Here is a 20772-nt window from a genome sequence, read left to right as displayed (position 1 = left end):
CATTTACAGCAACCACCTGACGGCTTGCTATGTACGGTCCGGCCCAGCGGTAATCATCCAGGCGCCCTTCCATGGAAAAACAGCCCATGATGCAATCTATCTCTCCACTCTCCACCAGCTCTTTCTTCTTCTCCCAGTTAATCTGGACAACCTTCACCTGATAGCCCATTCTTCTGAAAGCTTCTGTAGCCAGTTCTACATCGATTCCTGTCGGCACACCATCTTCATTCAGATAATTGTATGGTGGATAGTTGTCGCTTCCGAGTGTGATGACGGGTTTTCCCGTTTCTTTTTTATTCTCATCTGTATTTTTGCACCCTGCCAGGGTGACTGCTAAGATTCCAACAAGCAGAATACCTGTGATCACTCTTTTTCCTTTCATTTTCCTTCCATCCCTGTTATTCTTTTCTATTTTTTCACATCTGATTTCCGGCTATTTATTACGATTCAGTGGCCTGCGCTTCGGTGCCCCCCGCACATAAGACTTAATTTCCTATATGATCAAAAAAAAGCTCCATGTAAAAAAACTCACAGGAACTCTATCCATAATACCCATTTAACTCTTACCTTATATTCTTACACTTTCGATTATAGCATTCAAAATATACCATGTCCATAAAAATTGCCATCATCCATGTTTTTTTTCATAAACAGCCGCCGGTTATTTATATAAAAGAACCCCCTTACTTTCGTAAGGGAGTCCTCATTTACTCATCTATTCAAGGATATTTCCTTAAAATTATTTCTCAGCGATTGCAGCCTGAGCAGCAGCCAGACGAGCGATCGGCACACGGAACGGTGAGCAGGATACATAGTCAAGACCAATCTTGTGGCAGAACTCTACGGAAGACGGGTCGCCGCCGTGCTCGCCGCAGATACCTACATGAAGGGTCGGGCGCTCTGCTTTACCTAACTTGATCGCCATCTCCATGAGCTTACCTACGCCAGTCTGATCCAGTTTTGCAAATGGATCGCTCTCGAAGATCTTCTTGTCATAGTAAGCATTCAGGAACTTGCCTGCATCATCACGGGAGAAGCCGTAGGTCATCTGAGTTAAGTCGTTTGTACCGAAGCAGAAGAATTCAGCCTCTTTTGCGATGTCGTCAGCGGTCAGAGCTGCACGCGGGATCTCGATCATGGTACCTACTTCGTACTTCAGATCAACGCCTGCTGCTGCGATCTCCTCGTCAGCGGTCTTCACAACGATATCTTTTACATATTTTAACTCTTTCGCATCGCAAGCGAGCGGAATCATGATCTCCGGTTTTACGGACCAGTCAGCGTGTGCTTTCTGTACGTTGATAGCTGCACGGATAACAGCCTTGGTCTGCATAACTGCGATCTCCGGATAGGTAACTGCCAGACGAAGTCCACGGTGACCCATCATCGGGTTGAACTCATGCAGGGAAGCAATGATGTTCTTGATAGTCTCAACCGGTTTGCCCTGAGCCTCAGCCAGTTTCTTGATGTCATCTTCCTCAGTCGGAACAAACTCATGCAGCGGCGGATCCAGGAAACGGATCGTAACCGGGTTGCCCTCCAGAGCCTCGAACAGACCTTCGAAGTCGCCCTGCTGATACGGAAGGATCTTATCCAGAGCTGCTTCTCTCTCTTCTACGGTGTCAGCACAGATCATCTCACGGAAAGCAGCGATTCTGTCTTCCTCGAAGAACATATGCTCAGTACGGCAAAGACCGATACCTTCTGCGCCAAGCTCTCTAGCTTTCTTCGCATCTGCCGGTGTGTCAGCGTTGGTACGAACTTTCAGTCTTCTGAACTTGTCAGCCCATGCCATAACGCGACCGAATGTACCAGCGATGGTAGCGTCTACGGTCTTGATCTCGCCCTCGTAAATATTACCAGTTGTACCATCAATGGAGATGAAGTCTCCCTCATTGAACTCTTTACCAGCTAATGTGAATTTCTTATTTTCTTCATCCATAGCGATGTCGCCGCATCCGGATACACAGCAGGTACCCATACCACGGGCAACTACGGCTGCGTGAGAGGTCATACCACCACGAACGGTTAAGATACCCTGAGCAACCTTCATACCGGTAATATCTTCTGGAGAGGTCTCAAGACGAACTAAGACAACCTTCTCGCCCTTTTCAGCCCATTTCTCAGCATCTTCTGCAGTGAATACAACTTTACCGCAAGCAGCACCCGGAGAAGCACCTAAGCCTTTTCCAAGCGGAGTAGCTGCCTTTAATGCAGCAGCGTCAAACTGCGGATGCAGCAGTGTATCGAGGTTACGCGGGTCGATCATAGCGACTGCTTCTTCCTCTGTCTTATGTCCTTCATCTACCAGATCGCAAGCGATCTGCAGAGCTGCCTGAGCAGTTCTCTTACCATTACGGCACTGTAACATATAAAGTTTACGGTTCTCTACAGTAAACTCCATATCCTGCATATCATGGTAGTGGTTCTCAAGCACATCGCAAACCTTGATGAAATCTTCGTATGCTTCCGGGAACTCCTGCTCCATCTGTGCGATCGGCATCGGAGTACGAACACCAGCAACAACGTCCTCGCCCTGTGCGTTCTTTAAGAACTCGCCCATCAGCTTCTTCTCGCCGGTTGCCGGGTCACGGGTAAATGCAACACCTGTACCGGACTCATCGTTTAAGTTACCGAATACCATCGGCATTACGTTTACTGCAGTACCCCAGGAATACGGAATATCATTATCTCTTCTGTATACGTTCGCACGTGGGTTGTCCCAGGAACGGAATACAGCTTCGATTGCTAATTTTAACTGAACAACCGGGTCAGACGGGAAGTCCTCACCTAACTGTTTTTTGTACTCAGCCTTGAACTGCTCAGCCAGAGTCTTTAAGTCAGCAGCAGTCAGTTCGATATCGTACTGAACACCCTTCTCTTCTTTCATCTTGTCGATGAGCTGCTCGAAGTATTTCTTACCAACTTCCATAACGACATCCGAGAACATCTGGATGAAACGTCTGTAGGAGTCATATACAAATCGCTCAAATTTCGGGTCCGGGTTGCCTGCGATCATCGCTGCAACTACCTCGTCATTTAAACCAAGGTTTAAGATGGTATCCATCATACCTGGCATGGATGCTCTCGCACCGGAACGAACCGATACTAACAGTGGGTTCTTCAGATCGCCAAATTTCTTTCCATTGAGCTCTTCCATCTTCTTAACGCCTTCCATGGTCTGTGCCATGATCTCGTCGTTAATCTTGCGACCATCTTCGTAATACTGGGTACAAGCCTCAGTTGTGATTGTAAATCCCTGTGGAACCGGCAGACCGATGCTTGTCATCTCCGCCAGGTTCGCTCCCTTTCCTCCCAGCAGGTTACGCATGGTCATGTCGCCCTCGCTAAACATATAAACCCATTTTGCCATAAGTATTTTCCTCCTATACTCGTTTATGTTTTACATTCACATATTTGTATTTATGTGAAAGATAAAAGCCATCGTGAATATTATAACATAAACTGCGGTCTAGTAAAGAGTTTTTTTGAATTCTTTCCAACTTTTTTTCGATCAATATATATTTTTTTGTAATTTTCGCGAATATTAAATGAGATGACTATCCAGAACAGTGCCTAATCTGCCCCAAAATAAATTTCGTTCTTTGCAAAATGCCAAAAATCTCACAAGCCCTCTCTAACACAAAAAGCAGAAACCATCTCCTGTTTTCTGGAATATGGTTTCTGCTTTTTGTTTATTTAAAGATTAGAAACGGAACTTATCCTCGAAATAGTTCTTAAGCTCTGCGATCGGCACACGTACCTGCTCCATAGTATCACGGTCACGTACAGTTACAGCCTGATCGGTCTCGGATTCGAAGTCATAGGTGATACAGAACGGAGTACCGATCTCATCCTGACGGCGGTAACGCTTACCAATGTTTCCTCTGTCATCGAACTCGCAGTTGTAGTACTTGGAAAGCTCTGCGTAGATCTTCTCTGCGCCTTCGTTGAGCTTCTTGGACAGTGGAAGCACACCGATCTTAACCGGTGCAATCGCCGGATGGAAGTGAAGAACGGTTCTCACATCGCCCTCGCCAATCTCTTCCTCATCGTAAGCTGCACACAGGAATGCCAGCGTCACACGATCAGCACCCAGGGACGGTTCAATCACGTACGGGATGTATTTCTCCTTCTTCTCATCGTCAAAGTAGGTCATATCCTGACCGGAGGTGTTCTGATGCTGGGTCAGATCGTAATCGGTACGGTCTGCGATACCCCACAGCTCGCCCCATCCGAACGGGAACAGAAATTCCAGATCGGTCGTCGCCTTGCTGTAGAAGCACAGCTCTTCCGGTGAATGGTCACGTGCACGCATCTCATCCGGCTTGATGCCAAGCGTCTGCAGCCAGTCGATGCAGTGCTGTTTCCAGTATGCAAACCACTCAAGGTCGGTTCCCGGCTCACAGAAGAACTCCAGCTCCATCTGCTCGAACTCTCTGGTACGGAAAGTAAAGTTACCCGGTGTGATCTCGTTACGGAAAGATTTACCGATCTGACCGATACCAAACGGGATCTTCTTGCGGGAGGTTCTCTGTACGTTCTTGAAGTTTACAAAGATACCCTGTGCAGTCTCCGGACGCAGATATACGGTGTTTTTTGCATCCTCGGTAACTCCCTGGAAAGTCTTGAACATCAGGTTAAACTGACGAATGTCGGTGAAATCATGCTTGCCGCAGCTCGGACAGCAGATGTTATTGTCATCAATGTACTGTTTCATCTGCTCCTGGGACCAGCCGTCTACGGAACCCTCGATCTCGATGTTGTGCTCTGCCATATAGTCCTCGATGAGCTTATCTGCACGGAAACGCTCTTTACAGCTCTTGCAGTCCATCAGCGGGTCAGAGAAGCCGCCCAGATGTCCGGATGCCACCCATGTCTGGGAGTTCATGAGAATCGCACAGTCTACACCTACGTTGTACGGGCTTTCCTGAATAAATTTCTGCCACCATGCACGTTTTACATTGTTTTTCAGTTCTACGCCCAGATTGCCGTAGTCCCATGTATTGGCAAGGCCGCCGTAAATCTCAGAACCCGGATATACAAATCCTCTTGATTTTGCGAGCGCCACGATTTTGTCCATCGTCTTTTCCATTTGTCTTGTCCTCCTGATTCATTTATCATTGTACCCGTCCCCGCCTTTTCTTTCGATATCTGGCAGATGGACGAATTTAACAATCATTCTGTTTTTTATCTTTTAAAAATCACATAAGCCGTGTCTGTTTCCGGCAGACTGACGGTTGAATCGTCTTTTAACTCGGTATTCGAACTGCGGTAAAGCACTTTTCCGCCGACCATCAGCGTCGCACCGCCCTCGCTCCGGACTGCCATGCCGCTCTTTTCATTCTGAACCGTATCCGTTCCGGCTTCGCTTCCATCTGCCTTTACCAGCTCACCCTCGGAAAACCATCCATCGGCAATCGCCTCCGAAAGCGGCTTTGCCTCCAGCGCCGTCAGGGAGTTGCTGGTGTCCTCGTTGTCATTCGTCTCTCCGAATGCTTTCAGATCTTCAAAGGAAGCATAATCAAAGATCGCAGTCACCGTGTCTTTTCCCGCCTTCACACTTTTCAATGCTGCCGGCAATCTCTCGGCATTTTTCTGGTTCTGTGCCAGCGCCCCGGCGCCTTTTTCTTCATTAAAATGAATCACTGCCGTCTCTAAATACTGCTTTAATTCATTCTCATCGACCGAAATACCGCCGGTCTGCTCCACCAGAGCACTCGACAGCGCTCCGTCTTTTGCCACATATACGCAGCTCTCCGAAGGGGAAAAGGCGGTTTCCCGTGAGCCACAGCCGGACAGCATCACACCCACGGTACACGCTGCCAGAAGAAATCCTCTTTTTTTCATTGCTCTTCCTCCCAAGCGCAAAAATGCTCCTACAACCAAGTTTTTATAGTATACCTGCTTTTCTATGTATTTTCAAGACTTGGACCTGAAAAAACGCATACTCGCACTTCCGTTTCCAGAGATACCTGCCTTTCAACCGTAAATCCTGCTTTTTGTCAGCGTCCCCCATTCAGGGTCTTCCAGATATCCGGACGGTACCTCCGCAACACGCGCGCCGCCTGATAACAGAGTGTCACTGCAAGCAGCGGCATGCACACATACATAAACATCGAAACCAGCTGGCTGCCCGGAAATAGCAGCGCCGCCGCCTTATTGAGGAAACGGACCACCACAAAGTGCGTCGCATAGATAAAAAAGGTGCAGGTCATAAACGGTCTGACTTCTCCCAGCCAGCGCTCGTTTACCATCATCCAGATACCGATGACTGCCAGAAGCTGGTAGAGAACGATTCCCGGCACAAAATAGTGGGTATAATAGCTCCTGCTGAGCACGATTCCCACTGCCAGCAGGCACACCCCCAGTGCCGCCCGCTTCCACGACCATACCGCCTCCGCCCATTTTCTCCCGTGCAGCGCCGCATAGGCGGCAAAGGAATAATAAATCAGGGCGTCCAGATTCAGCTCCGGCAGCGCCACCCCCTTGAAAAGTGCCACAAGCAGCACCAGCAGAAATGCCGCGCCGGTCCAGATATTTTTCAGAAACAGATACAGCACCGGTGCCAGCAGCACCAGCAGAATGATCTGATACATGAACCAGAACACCGGATTGAAGGTATACTTGGTGATCGCCTGCCATGCCCCAGACGTCGTGATCACCAGATCCGTCCGGTTGGCGATCATCTGCAGTCCCGGAATCCGGCTTGCCGCCACATACGCCACGTAGTAGATGGTATTCCAGAGCAGGTACGGAACCAGAAGCGAATGCAGACGTTTATTTAATTTTTCTCCCAGCCGCTTCATCGTGAAGTTCCGGTAGAACAGGTAGGCAGACAGCATGATAAAGCATGGGATGTCCACCCGCAGAATTTCCTGCATGACCGGGTACTGGAAATGCCACCACGGTGCGTCCTGCCCCAGTTCCGGGAAAAACAGATCCGCGTTGCCGGAATGCGTCCAGATGACCATGAGGCAGCAGATGAAATTGAACCAGGCGATTTTCTGGTGGAATTTGGGTTCTGGCATATAAATGGTTCCTCCCTGGATAGTTGTATGTTATGTAATCGTCTGCAATATCTCCAATGAGTGAAAACTTTTATCTACATACGCCCTCTTATTCCGCTCCACATTCGCCGCAAATTGTGCAAATGCATCTTCTTTCAGAAGAAATGTATACAACTTCTCGATCGGCGCGTAGATGACGTACTGCCAGGCGTAGCGTGCGGAGTCTCCGGCGCGCAGGGGTGGATCTTCGGTGTATTCGCCGTTGATGACCATGATTTTTAACTCGAAGATGCGCTGTACAAGTTTGTTGGGGAGTGCGGGTTTTAGGAGGGCGCGGAAGGACTGGTAGAGTAATCGCAGCATTTCTCTTGCCTCCAGACCTTCTCTTCCGAAGTATTCGGCGAATTCAGCAAAATAGGAGGCGTAGCAGGCGCACTCAACGTCCTGTTCGAGTCCCTCGAAATAGTTTTCGATCTCCGCGCCATAGAGATTGTAAGCATCCCGCGTCTCAGAAAGTGTGAAGGTTCCAAATGCGAAAGGCCGGCTTGCCGCACGCAGCAAACTTCCAGTGCGCTTCGCCCCGCGGGCAAATGCTGTGATTTTTCCGCGGTCTCCCGTCAGGAGAATCAGACGTTTATCAAATTCACCGACCGGGGCTGCATAAAGCACCATTCCGGTTGTCTGTATCAAATCTCGCATGCAGCCCTTCCTTCCCTCACTTAAATTTCTTTCGGGTTATATCCGTAATTCTTCATATACATATCGCTGTCTCTCCACTCCCGGCGCACTTTAACCCAGAGTTTCAGGTTGACCTTCGTGTCCATCAGATTTTCAATTTCCATCCGGGCAGCGGTTCCGATACGTTTTAACATCGATCCGCCTTTTCCGATGATGATGCCCTTGTGGGAATCGCGCTCGCACACGATCGTTGCATCCACGTCGATGATGCCGTTTGGGCGCTCTTTCATCTGGTCGATGACAACTGCAATGCCGTGCGGGATCTCGTCGTCCAGCATCCGAAGCGCTTTCTCGCGGATCAGCTCCGCTGCGATCTGGCGCATCGGCTGGTCGGTGACGGTATCCTCATCGTAAAACTGCGGACCTGCCGGAAGATATTTAAAAATACTGCTCTTGACATCCTCGATATTCATCTCTTTGAGAGCCGAAACCGGGATAATCTCCGCAAAATTCAAAATATCTTTATATGCCGCGATAAAGGTCAGAATCTCTTCCTTCGATTTGACCGTATCAATTTTATTAATAACCAGAATGACCGGCGTCTTGATCTTCGAAAGCTGCTCTGCAATGTGGCGCTCGCCTGCCCCGATGAAGGTGGTCGGCTCTACCAGCCAGAGAATCACGTCAACCTCTTTTAACGTATTCTCTGCGACATTGACCATGTACTCGCCCAGCTTGTTTTTCGCCTTGTGGATACCCGGTGTGTCCAGAAAAATGATCTGTCCGCGCTCGTCTGTGTAAACCGTCTGGATACGGTTCCGGGTCGTCTGCGGCTTCTCAGATGTGATCGCGATCTTCTGTCCGATCAGGTGGTTCATCAGCGTGGATTTGCCGACATTCGGACGCCCGATCAGGGTCACAAAGCCAGATTTAAACTCTTTTGTATCTGTATTTGCCATCTTGTTTCCTTTCACTTACATTTTATTTAGTTAAACAGATTTTTCACCGTCTTAAACAGATCCTGATTTGCCTTGACTTTCTCTGCATTTCCAATCGCACAGATGCTCTGCTCACTGAGCACTGCCCTGATAATCGGCGCCAGCTCCCGGATATCCTCCGGGGTAACTGCCAGGATCTCGTCTCTCTCTTTCTGGATCATCACATCCGTCACGCCGGTAAACCAAGCCGCGTCGGCGCGAATGCCTTTGTACGGCGGCAGAAGCGGCGCATCAAGGTCGCTGATGGTTCCAATCACGAATTTCGTCATATCACGCTCGTCTGCCTCAAACTGCTCCAGATACGGCACGATGCCCTCGTAAACCTCATTCGTCTCGCGCAGGTTCGGATCGCGGTAGGAAACGAAATAGCTGTCGCCAAACCGTCCAGCTCCATTCATGACGCCGTAAGCGCCGCCCTTGACACGGACATTGATCCACAGATAATCATATCCGAGAATGACTTTCAGCGTCCGCAGCGTGCCCTTGTATGCCAGCCCTTTCTCCACGAAATTGCCGCAGCGTGCCAGATAATTGACCTGGGAGGAGGTCATGAATCCCTCGTTTAAGTTCTCTTTTTTCCACTCAAACGGATAAACGGTTCCGTCGCCCTGTGGAAGACGTTCTTTTAAGAGCGGAAGTGCTGCTTCAAGCCCCGCCTGATCGTCGGCTGCTGCCGTGTAGCTTATCAGCATATTTTCTTTCGTAAACAGGCGTGCCGCCGTCTCTTTTAATTTCGCGATCACCTCGCCCTTTTTCTCCTCAAAGTGCTTTGCCGTCTCTTCAAGGAACTGGTAGAAGCCGATTCCGCCCGTGCAGTCGTCAAATGCCGATTCTGCTGAAAAATAGGAGCTGGCTCTCATCACTGCCGCTGAATGTGCCGCCTGATTTAAACGCATCTGGCTCTTCGACTTCGTCTCCGCCACAATCTCGCCGAGACGTTTCTCATCATCAAGGATTGAATCAAGCAGAATCTCCGCGATCGCTGAAAATCCGAAGTCCAGCTTCTCGCACAGCACCCGAGCACTCGCGGTAAAAATACCGGTAAACGCGCCCTGTTTCCGGCTGTCCGCATAGGAGCTGACGCTGAGCGTGATACCGCCGGTATTTAAGTTGATCTCATCCGACAAATCGCTGTATGTGTGTTTCGTCGTATCGACAAATCCAAGCACTGCTTTCAAAAGTCCCACATACGGCAGATCCCTGGATGGTACACGGTCGGTACGGAACATCACGCGCAGATAACCGATGCCTGAGGTAAAGAGCTCATGTGCCAGCACCTTGGTTCCGCCAATCTCGCGCTCGGTCAGGATAAATTTCTCCGCCTCTTTGCGGATATCTGAGCGTTTCAACAGCGGAATCTTCTCTAAATCTTCCTTCGGGGACGGGGTGTCCTGATACTCTTTCAGCTCTTTCGTGCCATCCACGATCGCCTGAATCTCCTCCGCGCCCAGGCTCTTCTTATATGCTTCCAGCTTTTCACGCAGCTTCTCATCCTCGATCGCCGTCAGTCCCCGCTTCGGGCTGACCGTGATCACCGCCTCAAACGGGTTATCTAAGAGATATTTGCGGATCAGTTCTTCAAAATATCCTTCCTTTGCTGCTTTTTTGAGGAATGCAAATGTCTCCTCATATTCCAGGTGCATCAGCGGATCGCCGCCGTACAGCCAGCTATCTAAGCACTGCAAGCCGTACATCAATCCTTTCGGCGCGTTGCCGAAATCTGCCTCGCGGCTGCGGAATTCATAGTAGTTGATGCCCGCCAGCAGGCTCTTCTGGTTGATTCCATCATCTGCCAGCTTCTTAAGCGTTTCCTTGACAGTCTTTAAAAATGCCTCTTTCTGGCTGCCATCCGCATTTTTCGCAATGACAGAAAAATATGGCTGTAAAATACCATTTTCATAGCTTCCCAGGATATCCTGGCCAATCCCGGCGCTGATGAGTTCTTTCTTTAAAACGGCGCCCGGCGCATCCAAAAGTACATACTCCAGGATCTGAAATGCCATGTAGAGAATCGGATCGAGATCGTCGCCCACCACCGTATTAACCGACAGGTAGGTTGCGTGATCCTCCGGCTCATCCTCAGTGATCGGATAGAAGATCTCACGGTCCTTCGGCGCGTCAAACGGCTTCTGGTAGTGAATTTCAGAATCCACCGGCTGACGGTCATAGTGGCTTAAATACTCACGATCCAGCCAGTCCAGCTTCTCTGCCATATCCATATTTCCGTACAGATAGATAAAGCTGTTGGACGGATGGTAGAATTTGCGGTGGAAATTCAGGAAATTCTCATAGGTCAGCTCCGGGATAACCTCCGGAGCGCCGCCGGACTCATGCGTATAGCAGGTATCCGGGTAAAGCGTGTTCTGCGTGTAGCGGTCAAGCACGCCCTCCGGAGAGGAAAATGCACCCTTCATCTCATTGTAAACGACACCGTTTACCGTGATCGGGCTGTCCGCCGACTCCATCTCGTAATGCCAGCCCTCCTGGCGGAAAATCTTCTCTTCTTTATAGATATTCGGATGCAGAACTGCGTCCATATAGACGTCCATCAGGTTCTGGAAATCTTTGTCGTTGCAGCTTGCAACCGGGTATACCGTCTTATCCGGGTAGGTCATCGCGTTTAAGAAGGTATTTAAGGAGCCCTTCACCAGCTCTACAAACGGATCCTTGACCGGAAATTTCGCCGAACCGCACAAAACGCTGTGCTCCATGATATGCGGCACACCCGTGCTGTCAGATGGCGGGGTACGGAATCCGATGCAGAATACCTTGTTCTCATCATCATTCGAGAGCAGGAACACTCTCGCTCCCGTCTTCTTATGTTCCAGAAGAATCCCCTCGGAATTCAGCTCTTTTACGTGTTTTTCATTCAGGATCTGATAGCTCTTCAAATCTTTTACTGTCATGCTGTCTTTCCTTTCTCTGAAACGATTCCACAGCGCATACAGACATCTGTTGAATCGCATCTTTTTTTCTTCTTTTTTTACAGTCTTCCCATAAATTTGTCTTTTAGTACGGCAAATGCCTCCCGCAGCCACAGGTGCACCGCCAGCACCGGGTCGCACGCAGCTGCCACGCCGACCGGCTCGATCTCCTGTCTGCGCGCGATCGCCTCCGCCCGGAACACATGGTAATTGCTTGTCAGAATCCCGATCCGGATGGTATCGCCGTCCGGGCGCTCACGGTAAAACTCCATCAGGTGTGCCCGCGCCGCCTGCGCCTTGTTGTATTCCTGTCGGTCGATCACCGTCCGGCTGAACTCGATGTTCTGCACCGTGTCGGAGGACTGGTCTTCAATCAGCAGCTTATCCTCCGGAATCCCGTTGTACTGTAAATATTCGTACATCGCCCGCGCCTCGCTGATCTCCTCGCCCGGACCTTTTCCGCCGGAAAGCACCAGAACCGTGTTCGGATATTCCTCCGAATACTCGATCGCCCGATCCAGACGCTGCTTTAGGGAATTGCTGATCTTGGCGCCGCGCACACGCGCTCCCAGCACGATCACATAGTCCGCCGGCTGTCCCGTCGCCGTAATGGCGCTCCAGCCGATCAAAACCTCCGTGATCACCAGAATCAGAAATCCCGCCGCACATACTGTCCCGACGGAAACGCCGATCCACACGGGGATTCTGCCCTCATGCTGGCTGCCAAACCACCATCCAGCAGCCAGAAGTCCCAAAAAGATCGCCAAGCAGGGCCAGATCAAGGCAAACGAAGTCGAAACACCTGAATAAATAACAATTATGATATAATATAACAGGCACAGGACCGCCGTTCCTCCTAAAAACCAAACCATCTGTCATCCTCCTGATGTCCATCCAGCCGCACCTTTACAAATCCAGCGCTTCGTCCTCACGCCGCAGGATATCCTGCGGCTCCGCCATACCGCCTAAGTCTACCCAGAGCTGCTGCTTCGGGTGCGGTGCGCTCTCCTGCGCGGTTCCATCCTCGGTAAAGATGCCTTTCACTTCCACACGCAGGTTACGTCCGTCCGGCTTCATGATCTCGATCGTCTCTCCCACGCTGAATTTATTCTTCTGCTCCAGATGAACCAGGCCATCCCCGCGCACAGCGCCGACCGTTCCCAGATAGGTGTACGGTTTTACATAAGTATTGCTTCCGTATACCTGCGACTCGGTACCCGGTTTATGGAAATAAAATCCTGTGATGTATTCCCGGTGGGTACATTTGCGGATCTCACTCTTATACCACTCCATCTTGGACTGGTATTTTTCCGGGCTTTCCAGATAATCGTCGATTGCGATTCGGTAGGTTCTCGCCACGGTTGCCACATAGAGTGCTGTCTTCATGCGTCCCTCGATCTTGAAGCTGTCGATTCCTGCTTCGACCATCTCCGGAATGTGATCAATCATGCACAGGTCGCGGGAGTTGAAAATATAGCTGCCGCGCTCATTTTCATAGACCGGCATCCACTCGCCCGGTCTTGTCTCCTCCGCCACCGCATATTTCCAGCGGCACGGATGAGTACAGGCGCCCTGGTTCGCGTCGCGCCCCGTCAGAAAATTGCTGAGAAGACATCGTCCTGAATAGGAAATGCACATTGCTCCGTGGATGAAGCTCTCGATCTCCATATCCTCCGGAATATGTTCACGGATCTCGCGAATCTCCTTCAAGGACAGCTCCCGCGCCGTTACCACGCGCTTCGCGCCCTGTTTATACCAGAAAAGGAACGTCCCGTAGTTTGTATTATTTGCCTGTGTGCTGATATGGATCTCCATCTCCGGGAGAATGCGTCTGGCAATCTCAAAGACACCCGGATCGGAAATAATCAGCGCATCCGGCTTGATTTCTTTCAGTTCTGTGAAATATTCTTCCACACCGGCTAAATCATCATTATGTGCAAAAATATTTGCTGTAATATATACTTTGACGCCGCGCTCATGGGCGAACGCAATGCCCTCTTTGATCTCTTCGTTCGTAAAATTCTTCGCCTTTGCCCGCAGACCAAACGCCTCGCCGCCCAGATAGACTGCATCGGCTCCGTAAAGGACCGCCGTCTTGAGGACGTCCAGGCTGCCCGCCGGGATTAAAAGTTCCAGTTTTCTCATGTTTTTCCTTTCTTTTATCGCTTTACACTTAACGCCACGCCATCCCCGATCGGAATGACAGACGTCTCAAATTCTTTCATGTGTGTCAGTTCATATAAATAATCGCGCATCCGCGTGTGGATCGTCCGGTTGCGGCGCTCGACCGCATAGCGGGATTCCACGATATCGCCGTCCTGTAAGACATTGTCCGACAGAAGAACGCCTCCGGACGGAAGCAGACGCAAAATCTGAGGCAGCCAGTGCATATACTGCCCCTTAGCCGCATCCATAAATATAAAATCATAAGGGCCGGAAAGCGTCCCCAGTATCTCTTCCGCATCGCCTTCCAGTAAAGTAATGCACGGCTCTTTTCCTGCCCTTTCAAAATTGCGCTTGGCAATCGGTATTCTTTTTTCGTACTTCTCAATCGTCGTGATCCGGCAGTTTTCCGGCATCACACGGCTCATCAGTAAAGCCGAATAGCCCACAGCCGTTCCTACCTCCAGAATCGACTGCGGGCGCTTGAGAGCAATCAGGGTTTTCAGAAATGCGGAGGTCTCCCTGCGGATGATCGGCACGCAGTCAGCCAGCGCTTCTTCCTCTATCGAGTCGAGCAGCGGTCCGTTGCCCGCATCCAACGACTGGATATAGGCGGTAATTCTGTCATTTACTATCACTTTTATCCTCCTCCGGGCTGGAGGCAGAAGCTGCCGCCTCATCCATCTCCTTCAGCATCTCCAGAGAAGTCTGGGCGGTGCTGAACTGATAGGTTCCCGGATATATCTTGTATTCATAAATCTTTGCCTGTAGCACAAAGACCACGCGGCTTTGAATCAAACCGACGCGTTCCAGCGCTTCGCCTGCCTCGGAGGTGCTTTCGCTTTCCTCGATGGTAACCGTTCTCATTCTTCCCGGCTCTGCCTCAACTGCGGTCGGGTTAAATATCTCATGCCCCAGCCAGTAGCCCTTCGTTGCGCCCTTATAGAGCAGAAACAGTGTCAGTACCAGAAAGACGATCCGGAACACACTGTCCAGAATCGATACTGCGATATGGGGTTCCCCAGATGTCCGGCTCATATGCCACCTCCGTGCTGCTTTTGCAGTCTTCTACACTTCCATGATGATCGGAAGAATCATCGGATTTCTCTTCATCTTCTTCCATAGGAAATCACTCAGGCTGTCGCGGATAATGTTCTTGATCTTGCCCCAGTCGCTCACGTGCTTCTCAAGACAGCTTTGTACGGCTTCATCCACGATTCTCTGTGCCTCTTCCATCAGATCCTCGGACTCACGCACATAGACGAAACCTCGGGACACAATATCCGGTCCGGCTAAGAGCTGGTTGCTGTATTTTTCCAGCGTCAGTACCACGATAATGATACCGTTCTGTGCCAGGTTCTGGCGGTCGCGCAGAACGATATTTCCGACATCACCAATGCCCAGACCATCGACCAGGATGCCGCCCGCCTGTACATGGTCGGCAACGCAGTAGCCCTCGTCCCCGATCTCGATCACATCGCCTGAACGCATCAGGATGACATTTTCCTTCGGAATGCCCATTGAGATTGCCAGGTTGCGCTGCGCCATCAGGTGGCGGTACTCACCGTGTACCGGAATCGAGAATTTCGGACGAACTAAGGAGTACATCAGCTTGATCTCCTCCTGGCAGGCATGTCCGGATACGTGGGTATCCTGGTTGATAACCTCTGCGCCCTTCATCGACAGCTCGTTGATAACTCTTGCAACGGCTTTCTCATTGCCCGGAATCGGGGTGGAACTTAAAATAACCACGTCGCCCGGCATGATCGAAACCTTCTTGTGCAGGTCTGCCGCCATACGGGACAGTGCCGCCAGAGACTCGCCCTGGCTGCCGGTCGTGATAAGGACGGTATCCTCTTTCTTATAATTTTTCAGATGTTCAATGTCGATCAGTGTATTTTCCGGAATATTAATGTATCCAAGTTCGCTCGCCGTGCCGATGACATTGACCATGCTTCGGCCCTCGACCACTACCTTACGTCCATAGTGGTATGCCGTATTGATGATCTGCTGGACACGGTCTACGTTGGAAGCAAACGTCGCAACGATGATCCGGTTGTTCTTGTGCTCTGCAAAAATCGAATCAAAGGTCTTGCCGACGGTGCGCTCCGACATCGTAAATCCCGGACGGATCGCGTTGGTACTGTCACACATCAGCGCCAGCACGCCTTTCTTTCCAAGCTCGGCAAAACGCTGCAGATCCGCCGGTTCACCGAATACCGGTGTGTAATCGATCTTGAAGTCGCCGGTGTGGACGATAATACCAGCCGGGGAGAAGATCGCAAGCGCCGATGCATCTGCGATACTGTGGTTCGTCTTGATAAACTCAATCCGAAAACATCCGAGATTGATGGACTGTCCGTGCTTTACGACCTTGCGGCGGACGGTCTTCATCATATTATGCTCTTTTAATTTATTCTCAATCAGTCCGATCGTCAGTTTGGTGCCGTATACCGGTGCCGGAACATCGCGGAGTACATACGGCAGCGCGCCGATATGGTCCTCATGTCCGTGCGTGATCACAAAGCCCTTGACTTTGTCAATGTTGTTCTTTAAATAGGATACATCCGGAATAACCAGATCGATTCCCAGCATATCGTCGCTCGGGAATGCCATACCGCAGTCTACTACAATAATGCTGTCTTCATATTCGAAGGCAGTCATATTCATACCGATCTGTTCCAGACCACCGAGCGGTATGATCTTTACCTTATTATGATTTGTTTCCTTTTTCAATCAATGCACCTCCAAAAATTTGATTTTTAGATTTTTATTCGATATCAACGCCCAGATCGCTCATCAGCTCCGCAAACACCTTGGACATATACTCCAGTTCTCCGTCATCGTCCACAAATTCGTAAGCTGCTTCTGCATCCTCCGGCTTTGATGTATCTCTCAACAGATAGCACTCTCCATCGCCGTCCTTCGTATCACTTGCCAGCAGATAGGACTCGCCATTTAATTTTGTCTCTTCCAGGACATACAGCTTCACTTCCTCGCCGTTCTCATCCCTCAGCGTGATGCTGTTTTCCATATTATTCAGTTCATCTAACATTGAATCCAGGTTTCCCATTCTATGATTCTCCTTCTATTCTTTATTTTCAATCATTGATTTTTATCACTGATAATTTATTCTTCCGCTTTTCCTTGTGCCTGTAAATCCAAATATCCCTGCAAAATCAATACTGCCGCAATCTTATCAATCACGCTCTTCCGGTTTTCCCGGCGCACTCCACTCTCGATCAGGATCTGCTCCGCCGCATTCGTCGTCAGACGCTCGTCCCACATAACGACCGGAAGGTTCGTCCGCCGTTCCAGCATCTCTTTAAATGCCAGCGTCTTTTCAACGCGCTCTCCCAGCGTATTATTCATATTTTTAGGATACCCCAAAACAATCGTCCCAACCTCGTATTCCCGGATCAGCTCTTCAATCCGGGCGCAGGTCTGGCGAAGTTTGTTCTCATCCTTCCGTGTGATCGTCTCAATCCCCTGTGCTGTAATGCCTAACGGATCGCTGACTGCCACTCCCGTGGTCTTCGATCCAAAATCAAGCCCCATAATTCTCATATTCTATTTTCTCCATAACAAAACAAGCTGGCAGCCCGTCAGATATTGGACTGTTGTCGCCAGCTGTTTACTCTTCCGCTTTTTAATTGCCGTGCTGCATCCACTCTTTACTGAAGCTTCGTCTCAATATATACCTTCACAAGCTCTTCCAGAATTTCGTCACGTTCTACCTTCATAATCAGGCTTCTGGCACTCTTGTGGCTGGTAATATAGGTCGGATCTCCAGACATAATATATCCTACAATCTGATTGATCGGGTTGTAACCCTTCTCCGTCAGCGCTGTATATACCTGTTCCAGAACCTGGCTTGCCTCCAGCTTCTTCTCTTCCTGTACTGCTCTAAAAAACTGTGTATTGCTGATATCACCCATTTTGTCTTCACGTCCTTTTAAATACCCGCCGCGCTCTGTCACTCTGCGGATCCATGCGTGCAGGTAAACTACTCTTTTTTATTTTACTCTACTTTACCCCATTCGGCAAGTTATTTTTTATCATTATAATCATCCAGGAAATTGTACGTCCAATCGTCCTTGTGGTAACCGATCACAGTCTTTAAGTTGATATTGTGGACACTCTTAAAGATATTTTTCTCGATCACGTCGCTCTCCTTGCGAAAATGGGCGATCAATTCCTTCATCTCATCGCGCTTGGAACCGCGTCCGCCTCCGCAGCTCACGCAATTTTCAGTAAAACGGCACGCGCACTGTATAAACTGCAGTCCGTTGTAATCGCGCCACGCCTTGACCGCATCTTCCTTGATAAGATACATCGGACGGATCAGCTCCATGCCCTCGAAATTCTGGCTGTGCAGCTTCGGCATCATCGTCTCAATCTTGCCGCTGTACAGCATTCCCATGAGGATCGTCTCGATCACATCATCAAAATGATGCCCAAGCGCAATTTTATTGCAGCCCAGCGCTTTCGCCTGTGCATAGAGGTGACCGCGTCGCATTCTGGCACAAAGGTAGCACGGATTCTGTTCGATCGTCGCCACTGTATCGAAAATATCGCTCTCAAATACCGTCAGCGGAATGCCGAGAAGTTTCGCATTGTCCTGGATGATCTTCCAGTTATCCGCATTGTAGCCCGGATTCATCACTAGAAAAACGGTTTCAAACTGGAATTTTCCATGTTTTTTCAATTCCTGGAAAAGTTTCGCCATCAGCATGGAATCCTTGCCGCCGGAGATACAGACTGCGATCTTGTCGCCCTCCTGAATCAGGTCGTAGGTATTGAGCGCCCGCGTAAACGCCCGCCAGATCGGCTTGCGGAATTTTTTTATAATACTCTGCTCAATTCTCGCCCGTTTTTCCTCTCGATCCGCCTCGGATTCTCCGCCTACGAAGCGTGAGAGGGAGAGGCGCAGCCACGCACGGTAACCACCCTCCACATTGACCGCGTCAAATCCGTCTCCGGTCAGACGACGCACCCACTCCTGGCTCTTCTCACCGGTATGGCACATCACGTACACTGGATGCATTTTGTCTAACCTGGCTGTTTCTTCCTCATATTGCTCTTCCAGCCGGGACGCCGGGAGGCTTACCGCCCCCGGAAAAGTTCCGCGCATATACTGGTCCTGCGGGCGGATGTCCACGATCGTCTTCTCCGCATCCTTTAACGCTTCCAGCTCCTCAATCGTAATCGTTTTCATTGTATATTCTCCTGTATCCGTTATCTGCAAAATCCTCTTTAAGAAAAAGAATGTAAAAAATGTGCCTACCCGTGTGCAGTAACCACAATTCTCATGAAATGAAACAAAAGCACAGGATCCGCGCTGACAGTGCTCTGCCAAACAAACGGGTCCTGTGTTTTTCTGCTGTTTTGTTACCGTTCACGCGCACGTAACCAGTAACTCATTTTCTGTTAATTATAACACTCTCCCTGCATTCTGGGAAGTCCTATTTCTATAATTAATCTCTTATAATTAGTCTCTTAGTCCTCTGTAAAGAGTGGTGTGGAATAATAGCGGTCACCGCTGTCCGGAAGAATCGCTACAATGGTTTTCCCCTTATTTTCCGGGCGTTTTGCCAGCTCAATCGCACCATGCAGGGCTGCGCCGGAGGAAATACCGACTAAGATGCCCTCTTTGTGTGCCAGAAGTTTTGCTGCCGCAAATGCATCCTCATTCTCCGCCTCGAAAATCTCATCATAAATCTTAGTGTTCAGTACATCCGGTACAAATCCGGCGCCGATACCCTGAATCTTGTGTGCGCCGCCCTTGCCTGTCTTTAATACCGGGGATGAAGCTGGCTCCAGCGCTACAACTTTCACATTCGGGTTCTGGGATTTTAAGTATTCGCCGGTACCTGTCAGAGTTCCGCCGGTACCAACACCTGCGATCAGGATATCAACCTTTCCGTCGGTATCATTCCAGATCTCCGGACCAGTGGTTGCTCTGTGAACCGCCGGATTGATCGGATTGACAAACTGACCGGCTAAGAAGCTGCCCGGTGTCTCTTTTGCCAGCTCTTCTGCCTTCTCGATCGCGCCCTTCATGCCCTTTGCTCCCTCAGTCAGGACAATCTCTGCACCGTACGCTTTCAGAATGTTGCGGCGCTCCACGCTCATCGTCTCCGGCATCGTCAGGATGATGCGATATCCCTTCGCTGCTGCGATGGACGCCAGACCGATACCGGTATTGCCGGAAGTCGGCTCGATGATGACAGAACCCTCTTTCAGGACACCTCTCTTCTCTGCATCCTCAATCATGCCTTTTGCAATACGATCCTTCACGCTTCCAGCCGGGTTTAAATACTCCAGTTTTACCAGAACCGTTGCTTCCAGTCCCAGCGCTTTCTCAACATTCACAACCTCAACTAACGGTGTGTTTCCTACCAGTCCCAGTGTTCCCTTATAAATGTTTGCCATGATGATTTCCTCCTAATATCTGTGATGATTTTTATATTTTTTAATTTTTATAGATTTCTATAGATTCTTCTTTTTTCCAGAACTCATTTCCAATTTGAAAAACTCGCTCCAAAAGAAGTTTAAAATGCGAAAAGAGCCCCTCCTCTATACACATTTCCCGCCCGTCCAATCCAGCTTTTCTGCCGCCTGTCCTGCTTGTTTTTCTGTGTACGCGGATGCGCTCTTTCTATATCCTTAACCCTTATGAATAAAAAGATTCACGAAACCCGTTTTCCCCGGAACCCCCGCTTACCGAAGTCCAGCTTTCTGGTTTTCGCGTACACAAATGCGACAACAACATCGATCCATACAGGTACAAACATTGCTGCAACACATCGTATTCATCCAAAAACCATTGACTGCTTTCATGATCTTCACTCCTTTTCTTTTTCCTATCGGCTTAGTAGGTATGTTATCACTTTATGCAATATCTGTCAACCCTTTTTTGCCTGTTGTTACTGTTCACGCACGCGTGCCCAGTAACGGAATTTGCCGTGGCTTCGCATTTAAATACGGCAAATTCCT

Annotated in this window: 18 protein-coding genes; all 18 read right to left on the bottom strand. The window is 49.7% G+C overall.

From position 1 onward, the window contains the following. Positions 1 to 382: transporter substrate-binding domain-containing protein (locus PUQ60_RS10370; protein WP_273482960.1), on the bottom strand; the 382-nt coding region annotated here is incomplete at its 3' end. A gap of 357 nt (positions 383 to 739) precedes the next feature. Further along, positions 740 to 3373 carry a pyruvate, phosphate dikinase gene (gene ppdK / locus PUQ60_RS10365; protein WP_273417082.1) on the bottom strand — a complete coding sequence of 878 codons (2634 nt, stop codon included), beginning with the start codon at positions 3371 to 3373 and terminating at the stop codon, positions 740 to 742. Between the two features lie 333 nt (positions 3374 to 3706). Next, positions 3707 to 5095: a glycine--tRNA ligase gene (locus tag PUQ60_RS10360; protein ID WP_107001585.1), complete on the bottom strand. Its 1389-nt coding sequence runs from the start codon at positions 5093 to 5095 to the stop codon at positions 3707 to 3709. 95 nt (positions 5096 to 5190) lie between these two features. Next, positions 5191 to 5850 carry a hypothetical protein gene (locus PUQ60_RS10355; RefSeq protein ID WP_022359742.1) on the bottom strand — a complete coding sequence of 220 codons (660 nt, stop codon included), beginning with the start codon at positions 5848 to 5850 and terminating at the stop codon, positions 5191 to 5193. Between the two features lie 155 nt (positions 5851 to 6005). After that, entirely contained in the window at positions 6006 to 7031 is a 1026-nt protein-coding gene (locus tag PUQ60_RS10350; protein WP_273380367.1) for an acyltransferase, read from the bottom strand. Positions 7032 to 7061: 30 nt separating this feature from the next. Beyond that, positions 7062 to 7709: a DNA repair protein RecO gene (recO, locus tag PUQ60_RS10345; protein ID WP_022359740.1), complete on the bottom strand. Its 648-nt coding sequence runs from the start codon at positions 7707 to 7709 to the stop codon at positions 7062 to 7064. Between the two features lie 20 nt (positions 7710 to 7729). Continuing rightward, the gene (era, locus tag PUQ60_RS10340) at positions 7730 to 8647 is read right to left on the bottom strand and encodes a GTPase Era (RefSeq protein ID WP_022359739.1); all 918 of its coding nucleotides are present in this window, start codon (positions 8645 to 8647) and stop codon (positions 7730 to 7732) included. A 26-nt stretch (positions 8648 to 8673) separates the two neighbouring features. Next, positions 8674 to 11592, bottom strand: coding sequence for an insulinase family protein (locus PUQ60_RS10335; protein ID WP_273380370.1), 2919 nt, complete (start codon positions 11590 to 11592; stop codon positions 8674 to 8676). A 77-nt stretch (positions 11593 to 11669) separates the two neighbouring features. Continuing rightward, positions 11670 to 12482, bottom strand: coding sequence for a YdcF family protein (locus PUQ60_RS10330; RefSeq protein WP_270233562.1), 813 nt, complete (start codon positions 12480 to 12482; stop codon positions 11670 to 11672). 34 nt (positions 12483 to 12516) lie between these two features. Continuing rightward, entirely contained in the window at positions 12517 to 13755 is a 1239-nt protein-coding gene (locus tag PUQ60_RS10325) for a U32 family peptidase (protein ID WP_273380372.1), read from the bottom strand. 14 nt (positions 13756 to 13769) lie between these two features. Continuing rightward, positions 13770 to 14411 carry an O-methyltransferase gene (locus tag PUQ60_RS10320; RefSeq protein WP_022359735.1) on the bottom strand — a complete coding sequence of 214 codons (642 nt, stop codon included), beginning with the start codon at positions 14409 to 14411 and terminating at the stop codon, positions 13770 to 13772. Beyond that, positions 14398 to 14811: an aminodeoxychorismate lyase gene (locus tag PUQ60_RS10315; protein ID WP_273380374.1), complete on the bottom strand. Its 414-nt coding sequence runs from the start codon at positions 14809 to 14811 to the stop codon at positions 14398 to 14400. Before PUQ60_RS10315 ends, PUQ60_RS10320 begins: the two co-directional genes overlap by 14 nt. Positions 14812 to 14841: 30 nt before the next feature. Then, entirely contained in the window at positions 14842 to 16509 is a 1668-nt protein-coding gene (locus PUQ60_RS10310; protein WP_118570234.1) for a ribonuclease J, read from the bottom strand. Positions 16510 to 16543: 34 nt separating this feature from the next. Continuing rightward, complete coding sequence (locus PUQ60_RS10305) at positions 16544 to 16846, bottom strand: DUF1292 domain-containing protein (RefSeq protein WP_107001592.1); 303 nt, start codon at positions 16844 to 16846, stop codon at positions 16544 to 16546. A gap of 56 nt (positions 16847 to 16902) precedes the next feature. Next, positions 16903 to 17340, bottom strand: a complete 438-nt coding sequence (ruvX, locus tag PUQ60_RS10300) for a Holliday junction resolvase RuvX (protein ID WP_118293431.1) — start codon at positions 17338 to 17340, stop codon at positions 16903 to 16905. A gap of 107 nt (positions 17341 to 17447) precedes the next feature. Next, complete coding sequence (locus tag PUQ60_RS10295; RefSeq protein ID WP_022359731.1) at positions 17448 to 17711, bottom strand: IreB family regulatory phosphoprotein; 264 nt, start codon at positions 17709 to 17711, stop codon at positions 17448 to 17450. Positions 17712 to 17821: 110 nt separating this feature from the next. After that, positions 17822 to 18991, bottom strand: coding sequence for an ATP-binding protein (locus tag PUQ60_RS10290; protein ID WP_107001594.1), 1170 nt, complete (start codon positions 18989 to 18991; stop codon positions 17822 to 17824). Between the two features lie 281 nt (positions 18992 to 19272). Then, positions 19273 to 20208: a cysteine synthase A gene (gene cysK, locus PUQ60_RS10285; protein ID WP_273380377.1), complete on the bottom strand. Its 936-nt coding sequence runs from the start codon at positions 20206 to 20208 to the stop codon at positions 19273 to 19275. Positions 20209 to 20772 lie beyond the last annotated feature (564 nt).

It is taken from the genome of Clostridium sp. AF02-29 (assembly GCF_934835585.1).
Classification (GTDB): Bacteria; Bacillota; Clostridia; order Lachnospirales; family Lachnospiraceae; genus Otoolea; species Otoolea fessa.
Note: the sequence above shows the minus strand (reverse complement) of the source record. Positions and strands in the feature narration are given on the sequence as shown.

Coding starts and splice junctions, on each gene's coding strand:
- ppdK (WP_273417082.1), bottom strand. CDS start 3,373: ATGGCAAAATGGGTTTATATGTTTAGCGAGGGCGACATGACCATGCGT.
- PUQ60_RS10360 (WP_107001585.1), bottom strand. CDS start 5,095: ATGGAAAAGACGATGGACAAAATCGTGGCGCTCGCAAAATCAAGAGGA.
- PUQ60_RS10355 (WP_022359742.1), bottom strand. CDS start 5,850: ATGAAAAAAAGAGGATTTCTTCTGGCAGCGTGTACCGTGGGTGTGATG.
- PUQ60_RS10350 (WP_273380367.1), bottom strand. CDS start 7,031: ATGCCAGAACCCAAATTCCACCAGAAAATCGCCTGGTTCAATTTCATC.
- recO (WP_022359740.1), bottom strand. CDS start 7,709: ATGCGAGATTTGATACAGACAACCGGAATGGTGCTTTATGCAGCCCCG.
- era (WP_022359739.1), bottom strand. CDS start 8,647: ATGGCAAATACAGATACAAAAGAGTTTAAATCTGGCTTTGTGACCCTG.
- PUQ60_RS10335 (WP_273380370.1), bottom strand. CDS start 11,592: ATGACAGTAAAAGATTTGAAGAGCTATCAGATCCTGAATGAAAAACAC.
- PUQ60_RS10330 (WP_270233562.1), bottom strand. CDS start 12,482: ATGGTTTGGTTTTTAGGAGGAACGGCGGTCCTGTGCCTGTTATATTAT.
- PUQ60_RS10325 (WP_273380372.1), bottom strand. CDS start 13,755: ATGAGAAAACTGGAACTTTTAATCCCGGCGGGCAGCCTGGACGTCCTC.
- PUQ60_RS10315 (WP_273380374.1), bottom strand. CDS start 14,811: ATGAGCCGGACATCTGGGGAACCCCATATCGCAGTATCGATTCTGGAC.
- PUQ60_RS10305 (WP_107001592.1), bottom strand. CDS start 16,846: ATGGGAAACCTGGATTCAATGTTAGATGAACTGAATAATATGGAAAAC.
- ruvX (WP_118293431.1), bottom strand. CDS start 17,340: ATGAGAATTATGGGGCTTGATTTTGGATCGAAGACCACGGGAGTGGCA.
- PUQ60_RS10295 (WP_022359731.1), bottom strand. CDS start 17,711: ATGGGTGATATCAGCAATACACAGTTTTTTAGAGCAGTACAGGAAGAG.
- PUQ60_RS10290 (WP_107001594.1), bottom strand. CDS start 18,991: ATGAAAACGATTACGATTGAGGAGCTGGAAGCGTTAAAGGATGCGGAG.
- cysK (WP_273380377.1), bottom strand. CDS start 20,208: ATGGCAAACATTTATAAGGGAACACTGGGACTGGTAGGAAACACACCG.